The following is a 21,965-nucleotide window of genomic DNA, read 5'->3' on the forward strand; positions in this document are numbered from 1 at the left end:
ATACCGAACATACGTTCTAAAACAAGGGGGATCTTATGAGAATTGAAGATACAGTGAATGAAATTGTGGAGTGCTGCATTACAGATAGTCTGGATTTAAACATACCGCACCTATCTTATATGTTCAGTGTACATATTTTATATAACCATACATCTGATTTTTATTTTAATAAGCGAGGAATCGATATCATCGCAATCAAGATGGGAGATCCATTTGATATGTGGCAGTCTTTCTGTCACGAAGCCGGTCATATGTTTCTCCACCGTACCGATCAGCGGGGGATGCCAGAAGCTTTTAATATGAAGCAGGAAGCTCAGGCAAGTAAGTTTGCACTGCTTCTCATGATGCCGGAGAAATTGATCATGCAACATCGTTTATATGAAGCACAAGAGATTGCTAATTATTTTAATGTGCCGATCGACCTGGCTTTAAATCGAATTGAAATGTTGATCGAACACAATAGACTACAGAATGTTACTTACGGGGGGATGAGATGAAACCGATTAAACAACCGGATGGCACGTATAAATATGATTTTCGTTACAATGGTAGACGGTATAGGAAGCAAGGACTCAAGAAAAAGAGTGCGGCTGAGGCTGAGATCAGGAAGATATTAAACGAGGCGTCACGAGGCATAGATGCGACATCTAATGCATTATTGCATGAGTACTATGAAAGATGGATGACGGCAAATAAGGAAAATAGGGTGGCAGATAAAACGCTTAACAACTATAAAAACGCCCTGCGATTAATTGAATCGTACTTCCCTGCTAATAAACGAATTAAAGATTTAACAAGTATTGAATACCAGGAATTCATCAATGACTATGCGAAAGATCATACAAAAGAATCAGTGCGGAAAGTGCACATTGCGATTAAAGCCTGTTTGGAACATGCGGTATACGATGGATTGATACACCGTAATCCAGCGTGGAACACCAAAGTGTACGGCAAAGTGCCAACACAACCGGATCATGAAAAGTATATGGAAATAGAGCAATACAAAACACTGAAAAACGATATTAAACGATATGACAGCCGTAGCGCATTGTTTATCTATCTATTAATATCTACGGGTGCCCGGTTTAGTGAAATCAATCATCTTAAATATAAAGATCTGCAGAAAAATACCGTTCACTTACCAGGGACTAAAACAGAAACATCCGATCGCACTATAGATATATCTGAGTCAGATATGAACCACGTTAAAAAAATAGTGTCCCAACGCTCCATTTCTCTACATGAACCGATTTTTGGATTGTCTTACAATGCTGTTGAAAAGACATTCAATCATGCCAAGAAGCGCTTAAATATTCCGGAGCACAAAACATTGCATAGCTTAAGACATACTCACTGCAGTTTCTTGCTGTCGCAGGGCATATCCATATATTACATCAGCCAAAGATTAGGGCATAAAAATATCGGCATCACGACACAGGTATACAGTCATCTATTGAAAGAACATTATCAGGAAGATAATGAGAAAACATTAATACTCCTGGGGGGTATGTAAGATATTGACCAGATATTGACCAAACTAATTGCCTTTAATTCCCTTTATACAACGAGGTCAAAAATAAAAACCCCTTCAAATCAACGTTTGAGGGGGTTTAACTGTTATTAGATGATGCAATTAACGGACAGTGAGGGATTGATGATAGCTACCGTAACTTACCGTATTGGTTTGAAACGTTGATTTAATAGGGTTTCATGATTGAGTGTTTGCCGTTATCTCTCGTAACCTATCAAGTAAAATGGCACAAGAGTGGCACAATAAGTTAGAATAGACTTAACAATTTTTAGGGGGACATGAATATGACTGAACAGGAAAGAAGAGAAGAGGTACAAAAAGCGATCGACACGTTGAATGGGGAAATCGAAGAAATTAACACGCTGCTTGCAGATGATGGTTTGAAAGAAAGCAAACGCGATAAACTGGAAAAGAAACTGGAGAAGAAACAAGGCTTCCTGCACAATCAGAAAATGTACCTGGACGATCCGGAACATTTCGATAAGATTCAGCAGGAATATGTGGAGAACAGTATGTTTACCAAGATGGGGGACAAGATGGAAAGTGCCGGGAATAATATGCAGGCCACAGGAGACTCCATGCAGAACGCCGGAAGCGACATGATGAAACAAGGCTGTCTAATTACGTTGTGGGTATTCGCCTTCCCGATTATGATTCCAATATGGATTATCAAGAAAGCATTCTTTGATAAAAAGAAATAAAAAAAGACCACCTTACAAATCAATGTAGGGTGGTTTCTTTGTCAGCAGGTTTCCAGGCTGTCTGACTAGCACAATATAGTATCTCTATTATAGCATAAAAAACACCCAACCGGTGGATGTCCGGCCAGGTGTACATATAAGACAGGTTGAGTCTCGACAACCTAAGATGATTATATATAATTAATGAAAATAATACCAGTGTTTTTTATGTATTTCTCCCCAGGTGTGTAAGTCCTGGAGAGGTGCAAAGTATTACATATGGTGTTTCGCGTTAGTGGCTTAGGTTACTTCCAATCGCCCCAATCATCCCCAACTTCACCTGTAACAGGATTCCATCGCTTAACCGGAGTCCATTGCGGAGAATACTTATCGAGCAACCAGATGTGATTGTCAGAACGTGCAATCTCACGATAATCAAGTCTCTGACCGGGCTTCATCCATCCGGTAGAAGGCGCGTCTAATTTCGGGCTGCCTTTGCGTTTCTTAATAGGCTCGCTTCCATTAACCCAAACACCTTCAGTTGGTGCCCATTGAGTATTGTGTTCATTGGTTTGCCAGTCGAGTTCTGAAGTATCTGTGGATGGAGCGTCTTTTTTTGTTTTATCCGCAGGCTTTTTAACCCTAAGTTTCTGTCCAATACTAATAGTATTCGATTTCAAATTGTTCCAAGACTTCAAGTCAGGTACGGACACATCAGCAGCTTGCGAAATCGCCCATAGCGTATCACCTTTTTTAGCCGTATACGTCGAACCGCTGACAGATGGTTTGTTTAATGATGGTTTAGGTGGCGCACTTGGTGCAGATTTCGTATTCTTGAATGCTACACCGAAATACTGACATACCGCTTTAACGTCGCACTCTGCCATATCTTCGATGTACTCGTCCTGATACTTACCGAATATTAAAGGGAAGTCCAAAGCGTTCGTCATGAATCCATGTTCGACCAGTACCATCGGGAATGTGGTTGATTCTCTTATCATGTGGAGGTTAGTCCATGAGTTGTACTTTGAAGCATGCAGACCGTTGCCGTGAATGCCATAGCCCATGTCTATCATGTTGTTGATGATATTTGACGCAAACTGTTTTCCTTGCTTGCTTGTGTACCAGTAAAAAGCACAACGCCCGCCAGCTTTCGCCGCTCCGGCATTCGCATGTAGAGAAATACCTAAGTCAGGACGTTTGCTATCATAGTAATTCGTCCGACGGATCAGAGATACATCATTACCGTCAAAGGGTTGTGCCATGATGACATCAAAACCGTTGTGTTCCAATAATCCTTTTACACGTTTCGCTAGTTTGTTGTTGAAGCTAAATTCTGAATAGCCTTTGCCGCCTTTGTATACGCCTTTACCTGGTGGAAACGTGTTTTTACCATGTCCAATGTCTAACGCAATTACTTTTCCCACATTAACACTCCTTTGATTAATTTCGTTATCCCATTCATACAGTCGGTTTTCTTCGATGATATCGAGTAATTTCTTGCCGTATTTTTTATCAGTAGCGTATGGCGACGCATCCAGTGCCTTAACTTGAGATTTATAATCTTTCGATGCTGTCACACCGGCGTATACTTTTGTGCGCCACGGTGTCGATGTGAAGAAGGCAGCACGATCCTTGAATGATTCAGTGAAAGATGGATACTTCCTGAATGCTGCATCAATGAAGAATTGGTTCCCATTCTTATCTTGTTCAGGCGTTCTCACAGTATAGGATTGACCGTTGTACGAACCTTTGATCCCGAATAAGTTATTGGCCTTTACCGCTAGTTCCGATTCGCCCCACCCCGTTTCAAGTATGGCTTGAGCCGCTAGGACGGATGGCAGTACGCCGGATTTACTGTATGCGGCTATGGCATGTGGCTTAATCTTTGATAAGAAGCTCACTTTGTCACCTCTTTCTCATAATAAAAAAGAAACCATTCGGAATTACCGAACAGTTACTTCTCTGTATCTTTAAATCCTCTATTCGTTTTTGTCGCTATATCATACAACCCTGAAGCTGACAGTCCTGATATGCCTCCTGCCAGAAGATGACCACCCACTGACAAGTCAGCTGTTATCTCCGGCACTACTAGAGCAATTGCACCGACCAGTAGACCAACGAACAGTGATACCAACGGCATCAGCTTATCGGGTACAGTCGTTGTCTTTTTAATCAATTGTACAAGTGCCACTGTCAATACTGATATGACACCTGCGAATATAATAATTGTTTCCATTTACTCGCCCTCCTTTATATAAATACGTTTATGAGAAATGTCATGACAAGCGTCATAACTATGAGTATCGCTATGTCGAATTTGTCATCCATGGAATCCTCCTAACAAATGTGGAGGGGATAACCCCCTCTCACAGATTACTTACAAATCCCAAACCAGAAACAGCCCCACAGATTCGCGCCAAGTATAGCAACTTCAGGAATATATTCCATCATGGTTTTCCACCCCCCTTTATATGCCAATCCATAATCTAAGCGCTGATATAATCAAAGATGTAATGATTGTGCCGGCCAGTCCGAAGAATGACCACACCACTTTACGGGTGTTTTTGCGCTGCTCATCTTTAATCTTTTCGTCCTTTTCTTCCCGTTCTCTTTTGGCTTCTATATCTGCTGCCCGTTCCTTGTTGATAGAGTCCAGGGTAAAGTTCATTTTTTGATTAATGAGTTCCTGCGAGTGCATTCCGTTTTTTATCTCTTCCATGGAAGAAAATAAACGCTTGTAATCCTCTTGCGCCTTTTTCTCATTCTCGTCTATCTTTTTGTTCAGCGTTTCAAATTTATCGTCATATTTTTTATCCCGTTCTTCCAGTCTCGATAATCTTCGGTCGTGTCCTTCCAGACTCATTGGCAACACTGGATTCCCCCTTTCCAATCGATATGAGGGGCGAAAATATTATTCCAATATAAACACCCGCCTTTCAAAATAAAAAGAACAGCGCCTACTGGCTACTGTCCTTCAGTCGATTCACTTCACTCTGCAAATTTTTGTTTTCTTCATGCAGTTTTCCAATCTCTACATCTTTGGCTTCAAGTTCCATAATCAGCCCTCCGATTTTATCGTAAGATCGAGACAGTGCCTGCGACCACTCGCCATTCACAAATGCCATTTTTCTTCCGAAATCCTGTTCCATTATTTCGCCTCCAGTTTCTTAATGCGCGCTTCAAAATCATTATCTCTTTCGTTCAACTGCTGAATCGATCTGGTGTGCCATGTAGTCAACTCATAAATGCTGATACCGCCACCGCTGGTTAAACCAATCGGTGTATCATACTCTCTGCCAATGACCATGCCACGTTTTATTTTTTTGTTGGCATCATCTTTGAGATTGTATTCATATAGTTGCGTTTCCACTAATGAGGATAAGGCATCGCCATTCCACTCTTGAATATTTTCTTTGTATTCTTCGAGAGACGCATTTATGAATTCACTTGCATGGAATTTACCTGTACCAAAATCTCCGTTAATATTCGTCGCATAGACGATGGAATCACTGGAAGCTTTACTGAATCGAATACCGGAGCCGTGTGTCGCGCCACCGTTGATATTACCATATAGCAACGCACCGTCAGTATCTGAAGATGATTCGTTCTCCTTAACATAGAACTGGAATTCATTCAAACCATTCCTCGTATTCATGAAAGGTCTGACATAAACGGAATAGCTACGACTTTCCAAATTGACGGTATCATCTGAATTAATGACCGCCTTACTGTATTCAGATTTCATCGCCACAGCGCCATACGTGGAGTGGACAGTTAAGCCACCACCCTCTGCACCGGAAAACTCCGGATCTCGGAACAATAGCGAACCGGAGGCATCGTTGTTCCCTTCGGCATCTGCATATGTCGATATGCCGTAGTCCGAGAAGTACAGGGAGCGGTTGAGCGAGTTATTTCTCGCTCGAATATAACCATGCTCAAATCTCAATGACACGTCATGCGTGCTGGTTTGTCCAAGCCATGTGCGCTGGTGCTTACCCCTTGCTTCAATGCGTCCATTATTGATGAGTGTATATTCGTCTGGTTCTCTGCTATCCCACACCTTGATGCGTGAGCCATTAATCTCGATCCGATTGTACCCTTCAGAGCCATATATCGTAATCCTGTTCGCATCTATCGTGCCGGCGGTCAATGCTTCAGTGACCACGCCTAAGTACGTGATGGCGTTGCTGTACGTCTCTCCGCCGTCCTGACTGAATCCTAAGCCGTTGGCATTGTATCGTGTCACACCCAGAGGGTTATCCAGATTCACACCGTATATTTCATTGGCGCGATAATAAAATTGTGTATTGTCCCCATCATTAATCACCTGTGTCGCCTGTTTAATCGCGGCAGGAAGGACTGAATAAGGAATCGGCTTCTTGCCCAGTAGAATGTCATTGATGTCCATGATCGCGTCGTACTGCATTTTCCTGTACTGCGCGGAGATGTTTTCATTCCCAAAGGTGTACTCCGCATCTATCAGGTCGCCGTCCGAGTCAAAGTCCTCTGATATTTCCACAACTCTGATATACATATTGATGCCTTTCGATGGGTAGACCAGGCGGATTTCATCGCCTTCATTTAATGCGATGTCGAATAGAGAAGCTTTAAGCGTAAAGGACATTTTGAATGTAGACTCCTGTTTAATTTTACAGGCTTCTTTAATGCCCTCTAAATCACTGTAACGTTCATCATAGATGGGTTCGCCATAGTACACGCCGTACTTACTCGCCATTGGAGAGATGTAGTCATATACCTTCTGCGGCTCTTTCTCTGTGCTATCTTCTCCACCGGTCTCCTGGAAGTCGTAATACCCTTTGATGGCTGTGCAGAATGAGCCGGTGTCTGTATCAATACTCAAATCAATCAGGTTGTCATCTTCATGAATGATGATGTCATCGCGCTTAATACCAATTCTGTTTCTGACCTGCACCGTTTGTGTGCCAATCGGGATATTAAACTCTGCGTTGTGCCGTCCGATGAAGTATAGGAAACGCTCCGTGGATGACTGCTGCTTGGAATAACTCATCGTATTGGCGTAGAAATTATCAATGATATTTAAAATATAATCCTTATTGATGAACAGTGGCGCAATACTGCCCTCAATCATCATGGATTTGTTCTCTGCTTCGTCCACATGCCAGATGCCATTGAAATAATGAAAGAAGTCCAGAACGGCTTCAAATGATTTTACGCCGTGCTTGTCCTCTTTCGGACTGTACAAGTGATACCAGTCACCCTGGAAGTTCACTTTCCATCCGGTTTCAATGTCTTCGAGGAAATCTGCGTTGATGTCATTCCATAAAAAAGAGAGCGAAATATCTCGCTCTCCATTGACACGTCTGTTTCTATTTAAGCTGGCGATTGCCGGATAGGTGTGGCCGTCGAGTGATTTTACTGTGAGTATGATGGTTCACCTCGTTTTCTGCATAAAAAAGACACCTGGTGAGAGGTGTCAATTAATTTTTAATTACTTCATATTTCGTTTCTTCTTTTTCTGGTTGTATTGGTCCTTTACGGATTTTCCCGGGCTGTATATTAGGAGGTATTTTATCTTGCATTTCAGTTGTTAAGTCCTTATATGATACTACCTCTTTAAAATCATGTTTTAAATTGAAGTGATTTTTCGATTTTATAAATATGATGATAATCACCTCCTAATTATTGCCTTATTTTATATCATCACCATATATTGTAGGATAAGCTTCTTTCCATCTCGGACCATATAACGAATCAAACGTAACTTCGAAATTTAATATTCTATTAAGTATTTCTAATACTTTGTGCTTGACTATCTCTTCGTCATCTATGGACCAAAAATGATGACAAAATTCTTCTACTAATGTCGCTATAATATGCACATCAGACCAATTGCCTGTTCTCCAATTTCCTAGATTCAATATAATAAGCGGCAGGTAATATCCCATGCCCTCTTTATCTGCAAATGTAAATTTTCCGTCTTCTGTACATAAGACAAACACCTGTCTGAGATCACTTATTTCAAAGCACTCTTTTTTCATTTGTATAACAATTCCGTTTAAGGCTGCCGTAAATAAAAAGGCTTCATGTTCTGTCAAGGGGTATGTCGCCCTCATGACTATTTTACCTGATAACTCAATCGGTATTTTTGACCCTGGAGAGCCGACTGTCCCTACGAAATCTCCCATTAATATTCCCCACTTCCATAGATTTTATGTTGTGGTATAATAGGAGTAACTAAACATCTATCATACCAAGCACTCACAGGGTTACCGCCCATATGTGAGTGCTTTCATTATTGTATATTTAATTTTCTAAAAGTACAACGCGATTAATAGATCCCCTCTTATATTTGATACCATCAAATATATTCGTTGTCGTTGTAGTCTCTAATCGTGAGTATGGTGATTCACCTCGCTTTCTACTTCGCTTTAACTACACCGTAAGCATTGTCTCCTGTTGTTCTATAAGCAATACCTTGAGAATCCACTACATCGCTTAACAAAGTAAAGCCTCGGCTGTCAATCAACTCTAATTCTTTACCAATCAACGACTCATCTTTCAACGCTTTAAAGCTGCTACTGGACTGCTCATCGATATAGATATAATCGGCAGATTTATCACTTGAAATATTACTGTTTTCCGTCGAACTTTTAGGGATATAATAATCTCTGTATCCTTGGAAATTATAATAATCTCCAGATTGCAATACTTTATTTTCGAGCACTGTCGGATAAGATTTTTTTGTGCTTCTGAAATCCCAGAATACGTTCGGGATATTACCCATTCTGTCTGAATGCTTACTGTTCGTTTTGTCGATGACGTGTCCCATAGTGAAAGCAATGATCTTATTAGAGCTGCTGCCAATGTAATCGACATACCGATCCACAGGCTTAGTGCTATCAATCAGATTATCACGCTCCACATTGCATGTCGTGGCATAATTGGTTAGATTAATCGGAGCCTTAAAATTGATTCCGTTGACAGTATCGACGTTGTGAACATATCGATAAACCGCGCTTGTCGGATGTCGCAATGCCACAGATTGCAGCACGCCAGTCCGTCTCAATAGAACTGTTTTAAGAGCGTAAATTGAATGAGTGGTTAAGCACTTACCGGCTTCGTAATATGTGTAAGTATTACTTATGCGTAATACACCATCTATCGAGCTTCTGTAACGCGCATAATCTATGCCTACATTATTTTTCGCCCATTCCACAATTGATTTATAATCGAGAATATCATAAGCATCAACGATCACCACTTCATCACCGCTATGATCCCCGTCTTCTGTGATGAGTCTGCCGCCAATTTTATACTGACTGACAACATGGCCGGTGGATGGATATAGTTGCGAATTTTGCGCGCCACTGATGGGAATTGCTTGAGTATTTGTTGCATTTCTGACGTGCGTTAAATCACTTGTTGGGGCAGTATCAGACACGGTTACGCCATTACTATCTTCTGTGTATGGCATCGATAATAATAATCTTCCATCAACAATCCTTAATAATACGAATTCATTCGTGCCGTCCGTCCATACAGACCCTAAATCTGCGGTTACTTTATCTGTGTTTGGCAAATCAATAATTGAGGTGTACCCGTGATTCGCGCCCACAGTATTAAATGTCCTGACTGGCGTGATATCATCATTTGTACTATGAATGAGCGTATTATCGAAAGTCGTAGATTCAAAATTATAGCCGCCATTTGCACTACCGAATTGTTGCGAGCGGAACAATAATTCTTTGTCATCTAAAGTCGTCTTTATATCAAATTGGCCTCCGTCTTTTGAAACGGTAAATTTACTGGATTGTGTAGATTGTTGGCCTACTTGAATGTCTTCTCTCAATTTTATCGCGTAGGGTTCAAAAGCAGTAGATGTACTGCCGTATTCAACTTGTGTGGAATATAAATCTTCAGCGAATATAGTAAGCCGAATATATCCGTCCTGAGGCGCTGTGAACGTATACTTATTTTGCGTATCCTTTTGATTGGTAACATGATTACCGTTTGTGTCAAAGAAATAAAAATTTCTAATCCTTGTGGTTGTCACTGTTTCTCCTTCTTTAATGTAGATTTTAGGAGAAACGTGATACCCCGTGTAATCATCCATGCCAACACTAGTTGCCACTTTGTTGAAATGCACTTCTTCAGGATTGAATATATTTTTACTTTTAATAATGAAATCCGTCTTTTCGGGCGTAACTGATCTGTCTTGAATTGTTTCCTCGTTCACACTCCCTGGGGATAACATTGTTATTTTCGCATTTTCTACAGCCACATTCTGATTTAGTACAAATTGATGTGGTTCGTATTCCGTAACAGAACTACCGAATTCAAATTGGACATTATTATAATCCGTATACCGTCCATCAATTGAAAATCTCACATAACCGTCTTGATTTGCACTTCCCGTATATTCGCCTTCTGATTGGCTGACGCCACTGACAAAATTTTTGTTGGCATCATAGTAAATAATGAAGCTCGCACTGCTTACCGTAAAAGTCTGACCCGCTTTGACGGGAATGAAATCAGACGTGTCGAACGATTCATGAACTCTCCAATCTCCATCAGTTTCTCTGATGAAACCGCCTGTTGTTATGCTTTCTTTATCGAATTTATTCTTGCCCAAGTCGATAAAACTAGTCTTATTAGGTGTGACTGCTCCGTCGTAAATTTTAGATCTTGTCACTGCTCCGTCTGCGACTTCTGAAAGAATTGGAGTATTTCCAGACATCGCTTCTTTAACATTTGAATCAAGATGTTTCAGGGTGATTTTCCCCTTATTCATGTCTATATCATGAATTGATACATGTCCCTTTTTTATTAATCCGTTGATAACTTCTATTAATTCCGCATATTGTGCCGGAGTCAACTGACCATATGCCACAATGTCCTGTATTGATTTGCCTTGTACGTTCACTGATTTAATTGCCGCATTTAATATATTCCTAGCAGATGGATCGTGCGCATTTTGTAATTCTGGTAACACATTACCACTCCTTCCATAATGAAAAATGACCAGTCCGCAGACTAGTCATATAAAAATCTAAAGTCTATCTTGAATTCAAAATCAGTCACACCTCGGATATCCCAATAATTCCACCCTTTTTTAGCGGTAAGGAAATTACCGTTGGTATCCCCCATCACATTCACACCATTCAAGGTTACCTTGTGTCCGCTGATTTTCAACACGTCGCCTGGAACGCATGCTTTAAATAGCTTGAATGTCGTCACACCGTCGTCAATATCAATCAGGTCATTCGGTGGCGCAGAGTTGATGATTAAAGTGATTTCACTGTCTTTCTGCTGAATCAGCTTCACTGCTTCTGTGCCTGCGTTATAAAAGGTAGGGTCTTCATTCGTGAATGAATACTGCCAATAGTTCTCTGGGAACCAGGTTCCCATGCCATAGGCCCATTTATCGTTAAACTTCATGCCTTCCTCGTCGATGGTCATTGACGTGTGGAGGGATTTACGGAATATCGGTTTAAGCACCTTCAATGGCACCTCTGCCTGTCCCCAGATCGTGACGGGTCTTTCAAATTCATAATCCTCATCCACAATGACTTTCAACAGTTTGAACGGTTCATGACTCTCTGCGATATAGAATACGCCGAGCCGCCTGAAGAACTCGTATATCTGACTGCGTTTTAAACGCCAGTCGATGGTGTCTGCGGCAGTAAACAGTATTTGAATACTTGCGCTCCTGTCTGATGGATAACGCTTAATGGGCGCGTCACTGCCGCCGTCTGACTCACTATAGATGGAGTTATATAAAACAGGCCCGATACTGATATCGAGCCCTTTCAATCCATATCCCAGTTTATCCACCGGAAAGCCGACTGGATTATATTCTAAATCATAAATTTTAAACATAACTTGGTCGACCTCCTAATAGTGAATGCTTGGTTGATTTCTTCTGATTGTACCTGTCATTTGACCGTCCGATTTCTTCGTCTCCGATGGATAAGTCTTTCGCTTCAATGCCGGTCAGTTTTTCCAACATCTTCATGAGGATGCCGTTTTGTTCTACGAGCGCATTGACTACATCGTTATCGTTATCCTCAGAGCCACCGACGTTCGGCAGTTGATTCGGACGTTTATTCCCAACATCTTTACCAGCGAGTGCAATCAGTTTCATTGCTTCAGTCGCTCTGCTTGGATCAGTAGGAATTACATATTCCGGATAGCCGCCCTCGCCAAGTCGATAGATGCCGTTTCCTACCAGGCCGCCTGTGGCGTAGCCTGTCAATCCTTTTAGGATAGGTACTGGATCGATAGCGTATTTGTTCCCTACGCCACCTTCCATAACCTGCGTGTGCAGGTGGGGACCAGTTGTGAAGTTCCCTGTGTTACCAGTGACCCCCAAGGTGTCGCCGGCCTTGATACTGTCGCCGACTTTCTTGGCGATACTCTTCATGTGCATGAACCACCAGTTATATTTACCGGCTTTCATCTGGATGGAATTACCGCCACCGAAGTCTTTCCAAATTTTAGTGATGACACCGCTGACCGGGCTTAATAGCTTGTCATAGACGTGCGCCGTATCCACACCGTAGTGTCGCCCGCCATTGAAGCTTAGACCGCCAGAGTAGCGTCCGAACGTCTGCGTCGTGGACTTGCCTAAGATGTGGGAGCCGTCGCCTTGTCCGCCTGATTCCTCGAACAGATTTTTGATAAAGTCTGTGGCAACAGTTTTTAGTTTATTCACGCCAAGTTTGGCAAAGTCGAGTGCTGCATCTGGCAAGTCCCAACCAAAGTCAAGCTTGCTGATGAGGTCCCCGACCAATGCACCGGGATCTGTTGCGTAATCCCAGATGTCAGAAACGAACCCCTTCACTGAATTGAATGCGCCGGAGACTTTTTCTTTTGCTGAATTGTACGTGTTCTTCGCAAAGTCCCCGATGGTTTTAAAGAATCCGCTATTTTCATCGGAGCCGCTCCCGAGAATGCCTTCTGTGTCTCTGTTGTTAAATACTTTCGCACCGCGCGGCAGGTTCGGAATCAATAGGTTACCATCTGCCAGGTAACGCTTCTTGTTCGGTAGTTCGATCAACTCGCGTGTGCTGGAGCCGCCGCCCGGACCGTTACCGGGTCCTTTATCACCGACGATGGCTGCGCCACCTTTGTGGTTTTTTGTACCTGTGGAGTATGTCGGAATCTTGCTGATGAGATTACCATCGAAGCCGAGCATGCCTGCAACGTTGTTGATACCGCCAATCATCTTATTGAAGCCACCAATGGCGGCGTTGGCGATGCCAGTACCGAGTGAAGTTGCCTTATCGACTACCCACTGCTTTTTGTTGTCAATCCATTCTCCGACTTTATTCATCATGTCACGCGCGCCGTCTGCCAAGTTGTTGAATTGGTTGATCGCGCCGTCTTTCATGGATGTTGCAAAGCTGACTGCTTTATCCCTCGCAGCCTGCATTTTGTCTCGTATCGTGTTGTAAATCCGAGTGAACCCGCGAACCAATCTGTCGCGTAGTGTAGTGACTGCGCCGACCACTAGGTCACGGAGGCTATTAAATATTCTGGCCGCTCGATTTTTCAAATCGGTTACCGTGTTGGATACTCTGTTGTATAGGTTAATAAACCATCTAACTACATTGGCGACCATCTCACGTATTTTCGATTCAGCCAGTAGTTTGAGTGAGTTAAAAGTGTATACCACTCTGTTTTTCAAGTCAGTCGCTTTATTCGTCAAATTAGTCCACATATTCTGGAACCACTGAATCGCACCCCCAGCGAGTTGCTGAATCAATGCAATCGCTCTATTTTTCATTCCTGTAATATGCGTAACGATTCTGTCTTTGATTGAGGACACAGTCTGCCGAATCATTTCCCAGGCGCGGGACCAGTTGCCGTTTAAAATGGCTGTCGCTGTCTTTATGATGCCCTGTATGAGGTCCATACCAATACCCACAATTAACTTCATGCGGGACCAGGCGCCCTGTATCACGTTGACCAAAATCGGCCACAAAGTATTCCAGATTCCCATAACAATTGGTTTAAAAATCCGGAAAGTTTCAGTGATAATATTAATGGCCGTCTTTACAATTCCGGAAATTATTGGAGCGAAAATCTGAATCGTATTTTTAATGACGGACCATAAAGTATTCCAAATCCCTTGTACAATCGGAGCAAAAATGCGAACCGCTTCAACCAGTACGTTCCATAATTTCGACCAGATAAAGCTGACTACGGTTGAAAAAGTATTGAACAATGTCTGTCCGATGATGAACGCGCGACGGATGACTGCAACAATTAAGTTGATGACCAGTCCCGCCGTTTCTTTCATCCACTGGAATCCGGATACGACCGCACCAAGTATCGCTTGGCCATTCGAAGCCCACCAATTTCTGATGAAGTTGAAAGCCGCCATGAATGCGCCGCTCACGGAAGACCAAACTTGGCCGATTAAATTCTTCGCCCGTTGGAAGGCGCCGGTTACCGCACCGATAATGGCCGGGCCGTTCGCATCCCACCAGGCAGTAATAGCATTGAATATGCTAGTGAATACACCTTTAACTGCCGAGAGTGCTGTACCGATACGCTCCTTCAATAAATGGAATGAATAGGTTATTTTGATGACAAAGTTTTCTATGCCGAGAATCTGGTCCGGTGTAAACCCGACTCTTTCTAGAATACTTCGACCGCCCATCCAATCGCCTTTGAACATGTCGATAATCCCGGTAATACCGCCTTTAATTTTGTGGTAGAACTCCATAAACTTGCCGGATATATCCCACAGCCTTTGTACCATGCCGTCTGATAAACCGATAGACGTGAGAATATCAATGCCGGAATCCCCTTCGTCTTTGAAGAGTCCGAGGATACCATCTTTGAATTTAGTAATCCACTCTATTCCTTGCATGAATTTATCTCTTAATCCATCTATGAAGTTTCGGAATGTTTCAGATCGTTTATATGCAAATACGAATCCGGCGGCAAGCGCGGATATTACACCAATGACGATGCCGACAGGACCTGTGAGAGCGACTAGAGCGATTCTGATTGCTGTGAATGCCGGTCTTATTACTGTCATGGCGATACTGCCGAAACGACTGAAAATGGATACTATCGGAGTGATGACTTTACTTAATTTAGGAAATACTTGCGCGAAGCTTTTCCCCTCTTTAATCATCATTTGAATACCGCCCGACAACTTCCCGAACCACCCGAATAATGTACTTAGACCACCGAACAGGCCAGCGAACACGCTGACCACTTTACCAACGAATATGGTTACTGCACCAAATACCGTCAGTAATGGTCCAGCCGCTACTGCGACGAGCGCAAGTTTTCCAATTAGTTTTTGCTGTTCAGTGTCGAGATTCTTGAACCATGTAATGCCTTCTTGAACCTTCGTCACAATATTACTGAATGTTTCTCCAATTGCAGCACCGGTTGTTTTCGCCCATTCGACCACTTCATCAGATTTAAGAAAATCAATAAACTCTGCAATGGACGCTTTCGATTGCTCGAATACGCCACCGAGTAAGTTTTCTCCAATGATTCCGATATAAGCTTTGGTATTTGCGACCATACCGGCCCATGAATCTGAATAGGCTGCGGCCATATCGCCAGCAAACCCGTCCATGACAGTGATAAAGTCATTGGATGTCACTTCGCCTGCGGTGACCATTTCACGCATCTTTTCATAAGAAACGCCTAAATGGTCTGCCATGGCCTGGGAGAACCCCGGAAGACTGTCTTCCACTTGATTCAATTCGCCAGTCATTAACTGCCCAGTCCCTTGGACACGGTTGAATATGGTTGCCATTTCATTGACGGGCCTGTTCGCACCGACGGCGGCATCGCCAACCAGTTTGATATACTTCTCGAGTTCTGCGCCTTCTTCCACACCGGCTGCGAGTGCACCGGCTGCGACGGATGTCCCTTCTGCCATTGTGGTCATGCCGCCTTCGATTGCGGATGTTACCTGATCGGATATTTTACCGACTTCTTCAGTGCTGTATCCAAGCCCTTTTAACTGCGCTTGTGCACTGTCCAGGCCGACCAGACGATCCCAGCCGAATTTAGCAGTTAGGCCCCCTACAGCGAGTGCTGCAGCAGAGGCAGGCAACGTGATATTACGTGTTAAACTACCGCCGACATCTTTGATCTGCGAGCCGACATTCTGAAGTGAACTTCCCACATTGCCGAGCGACTTGCTGATGCCGCCGAATGTGTCCCCGATTTTGGACAATCGACTGGATTCATCGTAAACGCCGCGTAATCCATCTTCAGCCGCCTTCAGTTGATGCTCCAGTCTGTTCAGACTATCCGCTTGCTTGTTATATTCCGCAGCGAGTGTCTGCGCCGCTTTGGACGATGCGCCTTGTTCTTCTACAACCGCGCTGTACCGCTTGCCGAGTGCATCAACATTTTTCCGTTGCTTTTCAGTTGTGTCGCTTAATGATGCGAGGTTTTTCTTGTAAGAATTAACATCTTTCGCACCGTACTTAAAATTGTTGGTCGTGATTTTCGCTGCGGAGTTTAATCCGCGGAAAGACCGTTTGATTTCAGACATCGAGCGACTGATTTCCGTCGAATCCATGCCAAGTCCAATGGAAAGTCCTTGTATGCGATCTGCCATGTGTTACCTCCTTTCCAACAAATAAAAAAGCACTCATGCGAGTGCTAGATAGAATCCAGGAAGCGATCGAGGACTCTTTCCTCTTCTTCATCTGTCATATTAGTATTCTGTTCAGACAGTATTGAAAGCATGTACGCCATCGGCATATTCAACATCTCGTTGATGTCTTTGCCGTCCTTCATGCCGTCTTTCAATATCTTGTCGAAATTCTCACGCTGCTTCCTCCAGGAGAAATCTTCTGTTCTTAGGATTTGCTCTCCACGAACTTTTTTGTTGCTTCGTCTTGTTGACCCATTGCGATAAACTGGATTTGTTCCTGCAAGTCTTCAATCATATTCGGCGCATGGAGTTTACTCCTTAAATCTTTCTTAGTGAATTGCTTGCCGTAGATTTTCACCGTAGTGTCCATCAGCATATCCATCTGTTTCTTCATCATGGAAGCCATGCTCTGTTTCTCTTCGCCTTCTGCTGCTTTCTGCTTTTCTTCCATCTGCTCCAGTTCGTCCATCACGTCGATACATTCATACCAGAGGTCAGCTGTGATAAAGTGCGGTGTCAAATATGTTTCGAGGATTGGCTCCCCGTTGTCTTTTTCGCCTTCTACGAGTTGGATATAATTTCTTTTGAGTTTATTCGCCATGTGTAATTCTCCCTTTCATGTATAAAAAAATAGAGAGCAGGTTTCCCCGCTCTTACTTGTTCAAGTGATCCGCTACGGCTTTGTGCAGTTCTGCGACTTTGGCCTTCTTGTCGACATCGATATTTTCATCTTCAGCCACCTTCAGAAGCTCATCCTTCGTCAATGCTTCGATAACTGGTGCGCCTTGCTTATTATTGGAGCCTCTAAGTTCTTTCGTTCTGTCATCGTCGGAATCCCCAATGTAATAATGCTCGTCCGCCAGGTAGACCTTGTCGCCATCCTGGAGGTCTGTAAAATTCCTTAAAACGCCATGCACTTGTACAGCCATTTCATTCACTCCTTGTTTTAATGTATTCATTTTTTGCACGTAGGCATAACTTGCTTTGCTTTTATTAACGTAGTCGTGATTGACCGTTAAGGGATCTTTGTTGATATAATCTGATTTCTTGAAAAGATCGTTGTGTCCGGGCGTCACGCCTGCGTTATGCAATATGTTTACGGATTCATATATATCAATATCGTCTGTTGGAAATACAAAATACATTTCTTCATGAACGTGTGGTGTGATGCCGAAATAGAGCATGTTCCAAAGCGTCGCGTACATCTCGACTGTCCACTTCTGGAAGCTAGTATCTAAATCTTTCACGAACTGCCATAGCTTGATGCTGTCCCGGTACACCTTCTCGAAGTATTCGGCAGTAGGTCTAGAAATGACATACTGTGCGCCTATGGAGTCATTGTTGATATCCTCGATAGATTGCCTATCCACACCGACAATGTCCGTCATGCCTTTAATTAAGGTTTCCGAATTGGTGCATTGTTTTAAATACTCCAGATTCATGTAGTTATTACAATCAGAGCCATACCAATTATTACTATCAGCAGGCATTCGATCGTAGTCTGGAAGCTGCCTGAACACCATGTCACTGTCCATGAAAAAATAATCGAATGACTCCCTGGCGGGATCTTCAGATAGATATCTGTAAAACAGATACGGTTTAATCGATGGGATATATGCCTTGTCATATCGTTTGTCATCGTACACATGCACTGCCACATCGTATTTCTCTTCGAAGTATCGCACCACGGAATCATTCTCTTTCAGAAATAAAAGGACGATATCAGCCGCCCCATGATTGATGAGGTCTGATACCGCCACTTCTACTTCCCACTTGAACCGATTGTTTGAGGGCTGGCACATGATGTATTTCATGTTGCCACCTCCAATCTATATGCTATTAAACGCCTGCTGCAGTTGTAGTCGTTGTTGTTGTGTTAGGCGTATAAGAATCACCAAGCAGACGCGTGAAGAATGTGTCATCGTTAAACGGTGTTTCGCCAGAGCGTCTGGTATCTGCCATTATTTTCTTAGCCTCAGAGCCTTCCACTTTCATGATACGGCCCTCGATGGAATACTCTCCGAATTCAATTTCGCCTTCTTTCGCTGCGCGCTCTTCTTCCGGCGGTGCGAATAGGACTTTCTTGAATCCGGTCCATCTATAGCTGCCGTCCTTGCGTTCAGACTTGAACCATACTGCGACCGGTTTTGGCTGATGGCCCCAGTTTTCTTCAGAGATTCCTGATGCATCAAACGTTTTATCGAAAATCATTTCTTCAATCTCCGGGGAGAGTTGGTGCAGACCGAGTGTGAGCGTTGGCTCACCGTCTCCGACTGCGGATTCGATTGGTGCGCCATCCGCCCATGCGACTGTGATTTCGCCGCCCGCAGGCAGTCCGACCGTTTTCAGTCCACGCGTTTGAATCGGTGCGCCGTAAGTGGCTGTGCCGCCATCTTCTGTTGCAATTGGTGCAAAGCCTAAATCTTTGATATTAATATACGCTTTCGGTGTCTTAGCTTGTTCCATTAATAATCACTCCTATAATAGTTTATTTCGAAACTTCTTGATTCGCGGTATAGCTGGTGGTCTTTGTCATATTCCGGTGTAAAGCTTGCTGTTTGTGAGTAGTAGTTATCATCCAGAATGTCTGCGATGCGCTCCATGATATCTGCAGTGATTAAACGCGGGTTACCTGACGTGATTGCCAGTGTTTTAAGCAACACATCAACACGCGCCGATTTGGCGTCTGCAATGCGTTTGCCATCTGCATAATCGACTGGCACACCGTTTACGATTGGATTGATTGCGATATACGCAGATTCGACTTCTTGAACATCTGGCATGTCGTTATACATATAATTAGGACCCACATACTCAATGAGCAGCGGGTCATCTTTAATCAGTTCGTAAATATCTCCGAGAATATCCATCCGGTCACGCTCCAATCTGTCTGGCAATGGAATTTTGAACGATTTGTATATATCTCGCCTGATTGGATGCCAGGACGTTTTCTATCTGCCCGTATCCAGCCGGTTTGATGAACTTGCCGCTGCGATCATAGAATCCGTTTTCGACCAGGTGAACCACTCTGTAACGATTGTCTGGACCCTTCCAGTGGATGGTGACAACGCGCTCACCATCTATGGTTTGAGGGTCACTGAATGTCACTTCACTTGCCATTGCGCCGGTGTCTTTGGTTTTGAGTTGAGCAGCATGAATTTTGTTTCTCATGAATGTTGCGCCCTCTTCAAGTGCCTTATCCTTAATCTTTTGTAGGTTCTGTTCGCTGAATATTGATTCCAGGTCTGCAAGCGTTTGTTCGATGCCGTCAACATTGAATGTGAACATTAGCGCTCACCTACGATCTTTATCTGCGGTGTTTTACTGTCATCCGGAGATACGTTTTGAATATTGAATTTCGTCCCACTAAAATAGCCGGACTGCAACTCAAATGAATGGTTGTAATCCGGCTTGAATTCTTTGTAATTGTCACGAATGATGATTGTCACTGTCTTCTTACCTGCCGGAGCAGACAACACAGTGTAATCCTTCGTTGATGGTTCATAATCTTCGCAATAGCACTCATATACTTCTATATACTCTTCTCCGTGCGCTTCAGGACCAGATGAACCGATTTCGAAGAACTTCACTCTGTTATTAAGTGATCGTCTCATCAGGAACCACCTTCTTCTGTAGAGGATGGAAACTTCCTGATGCGGAGGATGTTCTTATCCAATGTCCGCTGCTCTACATCTTCCAAAACGCGCTTATCATAATCCCGCGAAACCATGAGAAATAAGCATATTTTGTATACAGGATATTCCGGATCAGTCTCAACGTACTTAGGAACGCCCGAAGCAAGTAATTCTGCTTCGGCGCTATCTTGTAACATTTCAATCAATCCATCATTCAGAACGCCATCCTCTCGGAGAAAATCTTTAAGTCCAGTCATTAACATTTACATCACCCACTTCAATGCTTCTATGTGCTATTAAACGCCTGCTGCAGTTGTAGTGGTTGTAGTAGTAGTTCCAGCTACATTTGCAATTCGGAATGCAGAGTCAAGTAGACGCTTCTGATCGTACCAAGCAGTAAGCACGAACTTGTAGATGCCTTTGTCCACATCTTTGTCAGTATCGTATGTGGAACCGTCGTAGTTCAGGCGGAAGTAAGTGAATTGGCCGACGATTGGTTTCACGGCACCGTCCATGAATTTTACTGGCACACCCCAGATGCGTTCAGGTGGTGCATTGAAGAAATCGGTCGTACCGTTGGAAAGTTGTTTCGCTACTTTGACAAAATCAGAGTATCTCATTACAACAGATGCCTGTTCGCGGTAATCTTCGTGCAGATCAGAAAGTGCGTTGAGCACCGCATTGTAGATATCTTCGCCGTCCACCTGTGTGATGGCGCCACTCTGATAGAATGACATGTGCTCTTCACCGGCTTTTGGCGTAGTAGTGAGGGCACCGCGCTTTTCTTTGGCAGCTGCAGCAGACTTCAGCCCATTTTCGATGTATGATACCAGGTCGATGTCGGAGCCATGAATAACAGTATCGGAAACTTCAACTTTCAGTTTGGCTTTGAAGCGTCCGAATGTTACGGAGTCACCTTTCGCTTGAACCTCTTTCGCAGTTTGTGTATCCGTGATGAAATCATCGTCGTCAATTGTGAACATGATTCTCGGCATCTCAAGACCCTTGATATTGGACGCTGGAGACAGTTCCCTGAGCTTGTTCGTGACAGTCGGCTCAGTGATTACCTCTTTGATCATGTTTGTAGGAAGAAGGTCTTCCCCACCTGAAGTGTTACCATCCGGAAGTGCATGAAGCAGCTGAAGCGCTTCGTTTGAAGGCTTGCCATAAGTGTCAGGGGCCAGGAGACTTCTGTAGACCTCCGCTTTGGCTTTTACTTTTTTACCTTCGTCATCAAGTTGGGAAAAATCGGACTGCATTTTCTTATTTTGGTCATTCTGAAGTTTTTCAGCATCCTGCAATTGTTCTGAAACAATGTCAAAACGCTGTTCAATGTCCGTAATACGGGATTTTTTCGCCTGGATATCCTCCATAGATACACTAGTATCGTTAGACATTTGGTATAACGCTTCTTTTTCTTTTTTCAGTTGTTGGCCAATGTTATTTCGGTTTTCTTTCATTTCATAAATAGTTGGCATAGATAAACACTC

At 43.3% G+C, this 21,965-nt stretch carries 21 protein-coding genes; 3 read left to right on the plus strand and 18 right to left on the minus strand.

Annotated elements, in window-relative coordinates; all coding sequences use genetic code 11:
• Positions 1 to 35 precede the first annotated feature (35 nt).
• From ACKRAT_RS08885 to ACKRAT_RS08895, 3 genes are all read left to right on the plus strand, one after another.
• The gene (locus ACKRAT_RS08885; RefSeq protein WP_411842157.1) at positions 36 to 497 is read left to right on the plus strand and encodes an ImmA/IrrE family metallo-endopeptidase; all 462 of its coding nucleotides are present in this window, start codon (positions 36 to 38) and stop codon (positions 495 to 497) included.
• Positions 494 to 1,513 (plus strand): tyrosine-type recombinase/integrase, encoded by a 1,020-nt coding sequence (locus ACKRAT_RS08890; RefSeq protein WP_411842158.1) that lies wholly within the window; start codon positions 494 to 496, stop codon positions 1,511 to 1,513. Before ACKRAT_RS08885 ends, ACKRAT_RS08890 begins: the two co-directional genes overlap by 4 nt.
• A 302-nt stretch (positions 1,514 to 1,815) precedes the next feature.
• Positions 1,816 to 2,232, plus strand: coding sequence for a hypothetical protein (locus ACKRAT_RS08895; protein WP_411842159.1), 417 nt, complete (start codon positions 1,816 to 1,818; stop codon positions 2,230 to 2,232).
• A gap of 284 nt (positions 2,233 to 2,516) precedes the next feature.
• On the opposite strand, the gene ACKRAT_RS08900 is transcribed toward ACKRAT_RS08895, so the two are convergent.
• From ACKRAT_RS08900 to ACKRAT_RS08985, 18 genes are all read right to left on the minus strand, one after another.
• Positions 2,517 to 4,115, minus strand: coding sequence for a glucosaminidase domain-containing protein (locus ACKRAT_RS08900; RefSeq protein WP_411842160.1), 1,599 nt, complete (start codon positions 4,113 to 4,115; stop codon positions 2,517 to 2,519).
• A gap of 53 nt (positions 4,116 to 4,168) precedes the next feature.
• On the minus strand, positions 4,169 to 4,450 hold the full coding sequence (locus ACKRAT_RS08905) for a holin (protein WP_411842161.1): 282 nt from the start codon (positions 4,448 to 4,450) through the stop codon (positions 4,169 to 4,171).
• 231 nt (positions 4,451 to 4,681) lie between these two features.
• Entirely contained in the window at positions 4,682 to 5,077 is a 396-nt protein-coding gene (locus ACKRAT_RS08910; protein WP_411844436.1) for a DUF2951 family protein, read from the minus strand.
• Positions 5,078 to 5,171: 94 nt separating this feature from the next.
• Positions 5,172 to 5,363, minus strand: coding sequence for a hypothetical protein (locus tag ACKRAT_RS08915; RefSeq protein WP_411842162.1), 192 nt, complete (start codon positions 5,361 to 5,363; stop codon positions 5,172 to 5,174).
• The gene (locus ACKRAT_RS08920; RefSeq protein WP_411842163.1) at positions 5,363 to 7,465 is read right to left on the minus strand and encodes a phage tail protein; all 2,103 of its coding nucleotides are present in this window, start codon (positions 7,463 to 7,465) and stop codon (positions 5,363 to 5,365) included. Before ACKRAT_RS08920 ends, ACKRAT_RS08915 begins: the two co-directional genes overlap by 1 nt.
• A gap of 418 nt (positions 7,466 to 7,883) precedes the next feature.
• The gene (locus tag ACKRAT_RS08925; RefSeq protein ID WP_411842164.1) at positions 7,884 to 8,381 is read right to left on the minus strand and encodes a hypothetical protein; all 498 of its coding nucleotides are present in this window, start codon (positions 8,379 to 8,381) and stop codon (positions 7,884 to 7,886) included.
• 233 nt (positions 8,382 to 8,614) lie between these two features.
• Positions 8,615 to 10,987: a hypothetical protein gene (locus tag ACKRAT_RS08930; protein WP_411842165.1), complete on the minus strand. Its 2,373-nt coding sequence runs from the start codon at positions 10,985 to 10,987 to the stop codon at positions 8,615 to 8,617.
• A 242-nt stretch (positions 10,988 to 11,229) separates the two neighbouring features.
• A complete protein-coding gene (locus ACKRAT_RS08935; protein ID WP_411842166.1) occupies positions 11,230 to 12,075 on the minus strand; it encodes a hypothetical protein in 846 nt (281 codons plus the stop codon).
• On the minus strand, positions 12,068 to 16,801 hold the full coding sequence (locus tag ACKRAT_RS08940; RefSeq protein ID WP_411842167.1) for a tape measure protein: 4,734 nt from the start codon (positions 16,799 to 16,801) through the stop codon (positions 12,068 to 12,070). The genes ACKRAT_RS08935 and ACKRAT_RS08940 overlap by 8 nt, the downstream gene beginning before the upstream one ends.
• A 44-nt stretch (positions 16,802 to 16,845) precedes the next feature.
• Positions 16,846 to 16,983, minus strand: coding sequence for a phage tail assembly chaperone GT (gene gpGT, locus ACKRAT_RS08945; protein WP_411842168.1), 138 nt, complete (start codon positions 16,981 to 16,983; stop codon positions 16,846 to 16,848).
• Between the two features lie 62 nt (positions 16,984 to 17,045).
• On the minus strand, positions 17,046 to 17,441 hold the full coding sequence (gene gpG / locus ACKRAT_RS08950; protein ID WP_411842169.1) for a phage tail assembly chaperone G: 396 nt from the start codon (positions 17,439 to 17,441) through the stop codon (positions 17,046 to 17,048).
• A gap of 52 nt (positions 17,442 to 17,493) precedes the next feature.
• Positions 17,494 to 18,654 (minus strand): hypothetical protein, encoded by a 1,161-nt coding sequence (locus ACKRAT_RS08955; RefSeq protein ID WP_411842170.1) that lies wholly within the window; start codon positions 18,652 to 18,654, stop codon positions 17,494 to 17,496.
• Between the two features lie 25 nt (positions 18,655 to 18,679).
• A complete protein-coding gene (locus ACKRAT_RS08960) occupies positions 18,680 to 19,306 on the minus strand; it encodes a major tail protein (RefSeq protein WP_411842171.1) in 627 nt (208 codons plus the stop codon).
• Positions 19,306 to 19,710, minus strand: a complete 405-nt coding sequence (locus ACKRAT_RS08965) for a hypothetical protein (protein ID WP_411842172.1) — start codon at positions 19,708 to 19,710, stop codon at positions 19,306 to 19,308. The genes ACKRAT_RS08960 and ACKRAT_RS08965 overlap by 1 nt, the downstream gene beginning before the upstream one ends.
• A gap of 4 nt (positions 19,711 to 19,714) precedes the next feature.
• A complete protein-coding gene (locus ACKRAT_RS08970; RefSeq protein ID WP_411842173.1) occupies positions 19,715 to 20,128 on the minus strand; it encodes an HK97 gp10 family phage protein in 414 nt (137 codons plus the stop codon).
• Positions 20,128 to 20,454, minus strand: coding sequence for a hypothetical protein (locus ACKRAT_RS08975; RefSeq protein ID WP_411842174.1), 327 nt, complete (start codon positions 20,452 to 20,454; stop codon positions 20,128 to 20,130). The genes ACKRAT_RS08970 and ACKRAT_RS08975 overlap by 1 nt, the downstream gene beginning before the upstream one ends.
• A complete protein-coding gene (locus ACKRAT_RS08980) occupies positions 20,454 to 20,732 on the minus strand; it encodes a head-tail connector protein (RefSeq protein ID WP_411842175.1) in 279 nt (92 codons plus the stop codon). The genes ACKRAT_RS08975 and ACKRAT_RS08980 overlap by 1 nt, the downstream gene beginning before the upstream one ends.
• Before the next feature lie 39 nt (positions 20,733 to 20,771).
• Positions 20,772 to 21,953, minus strand: a complete 1,182-nt coding sequence (locus ACKRAT_RS08985) for a phage major capsid protein (protein ID WP_411842176.1) — start codon at positions 21,951 to 21,953, stop codon at positions 20,772 to 20,774.
• Positions 21,954 to 21,965: the final 12 nt, after the last annotated feature.

This window comes from Salinicoccus sp. HZC-1 (genome assembly GCF_046736035.1).
In the GTDB taxonomy this organism is placed as follows: domain Bacteria; phylum Bacillota; class Bacilli; order Staphylococcales; family Salinicoccaceae; genus Salinicoccus.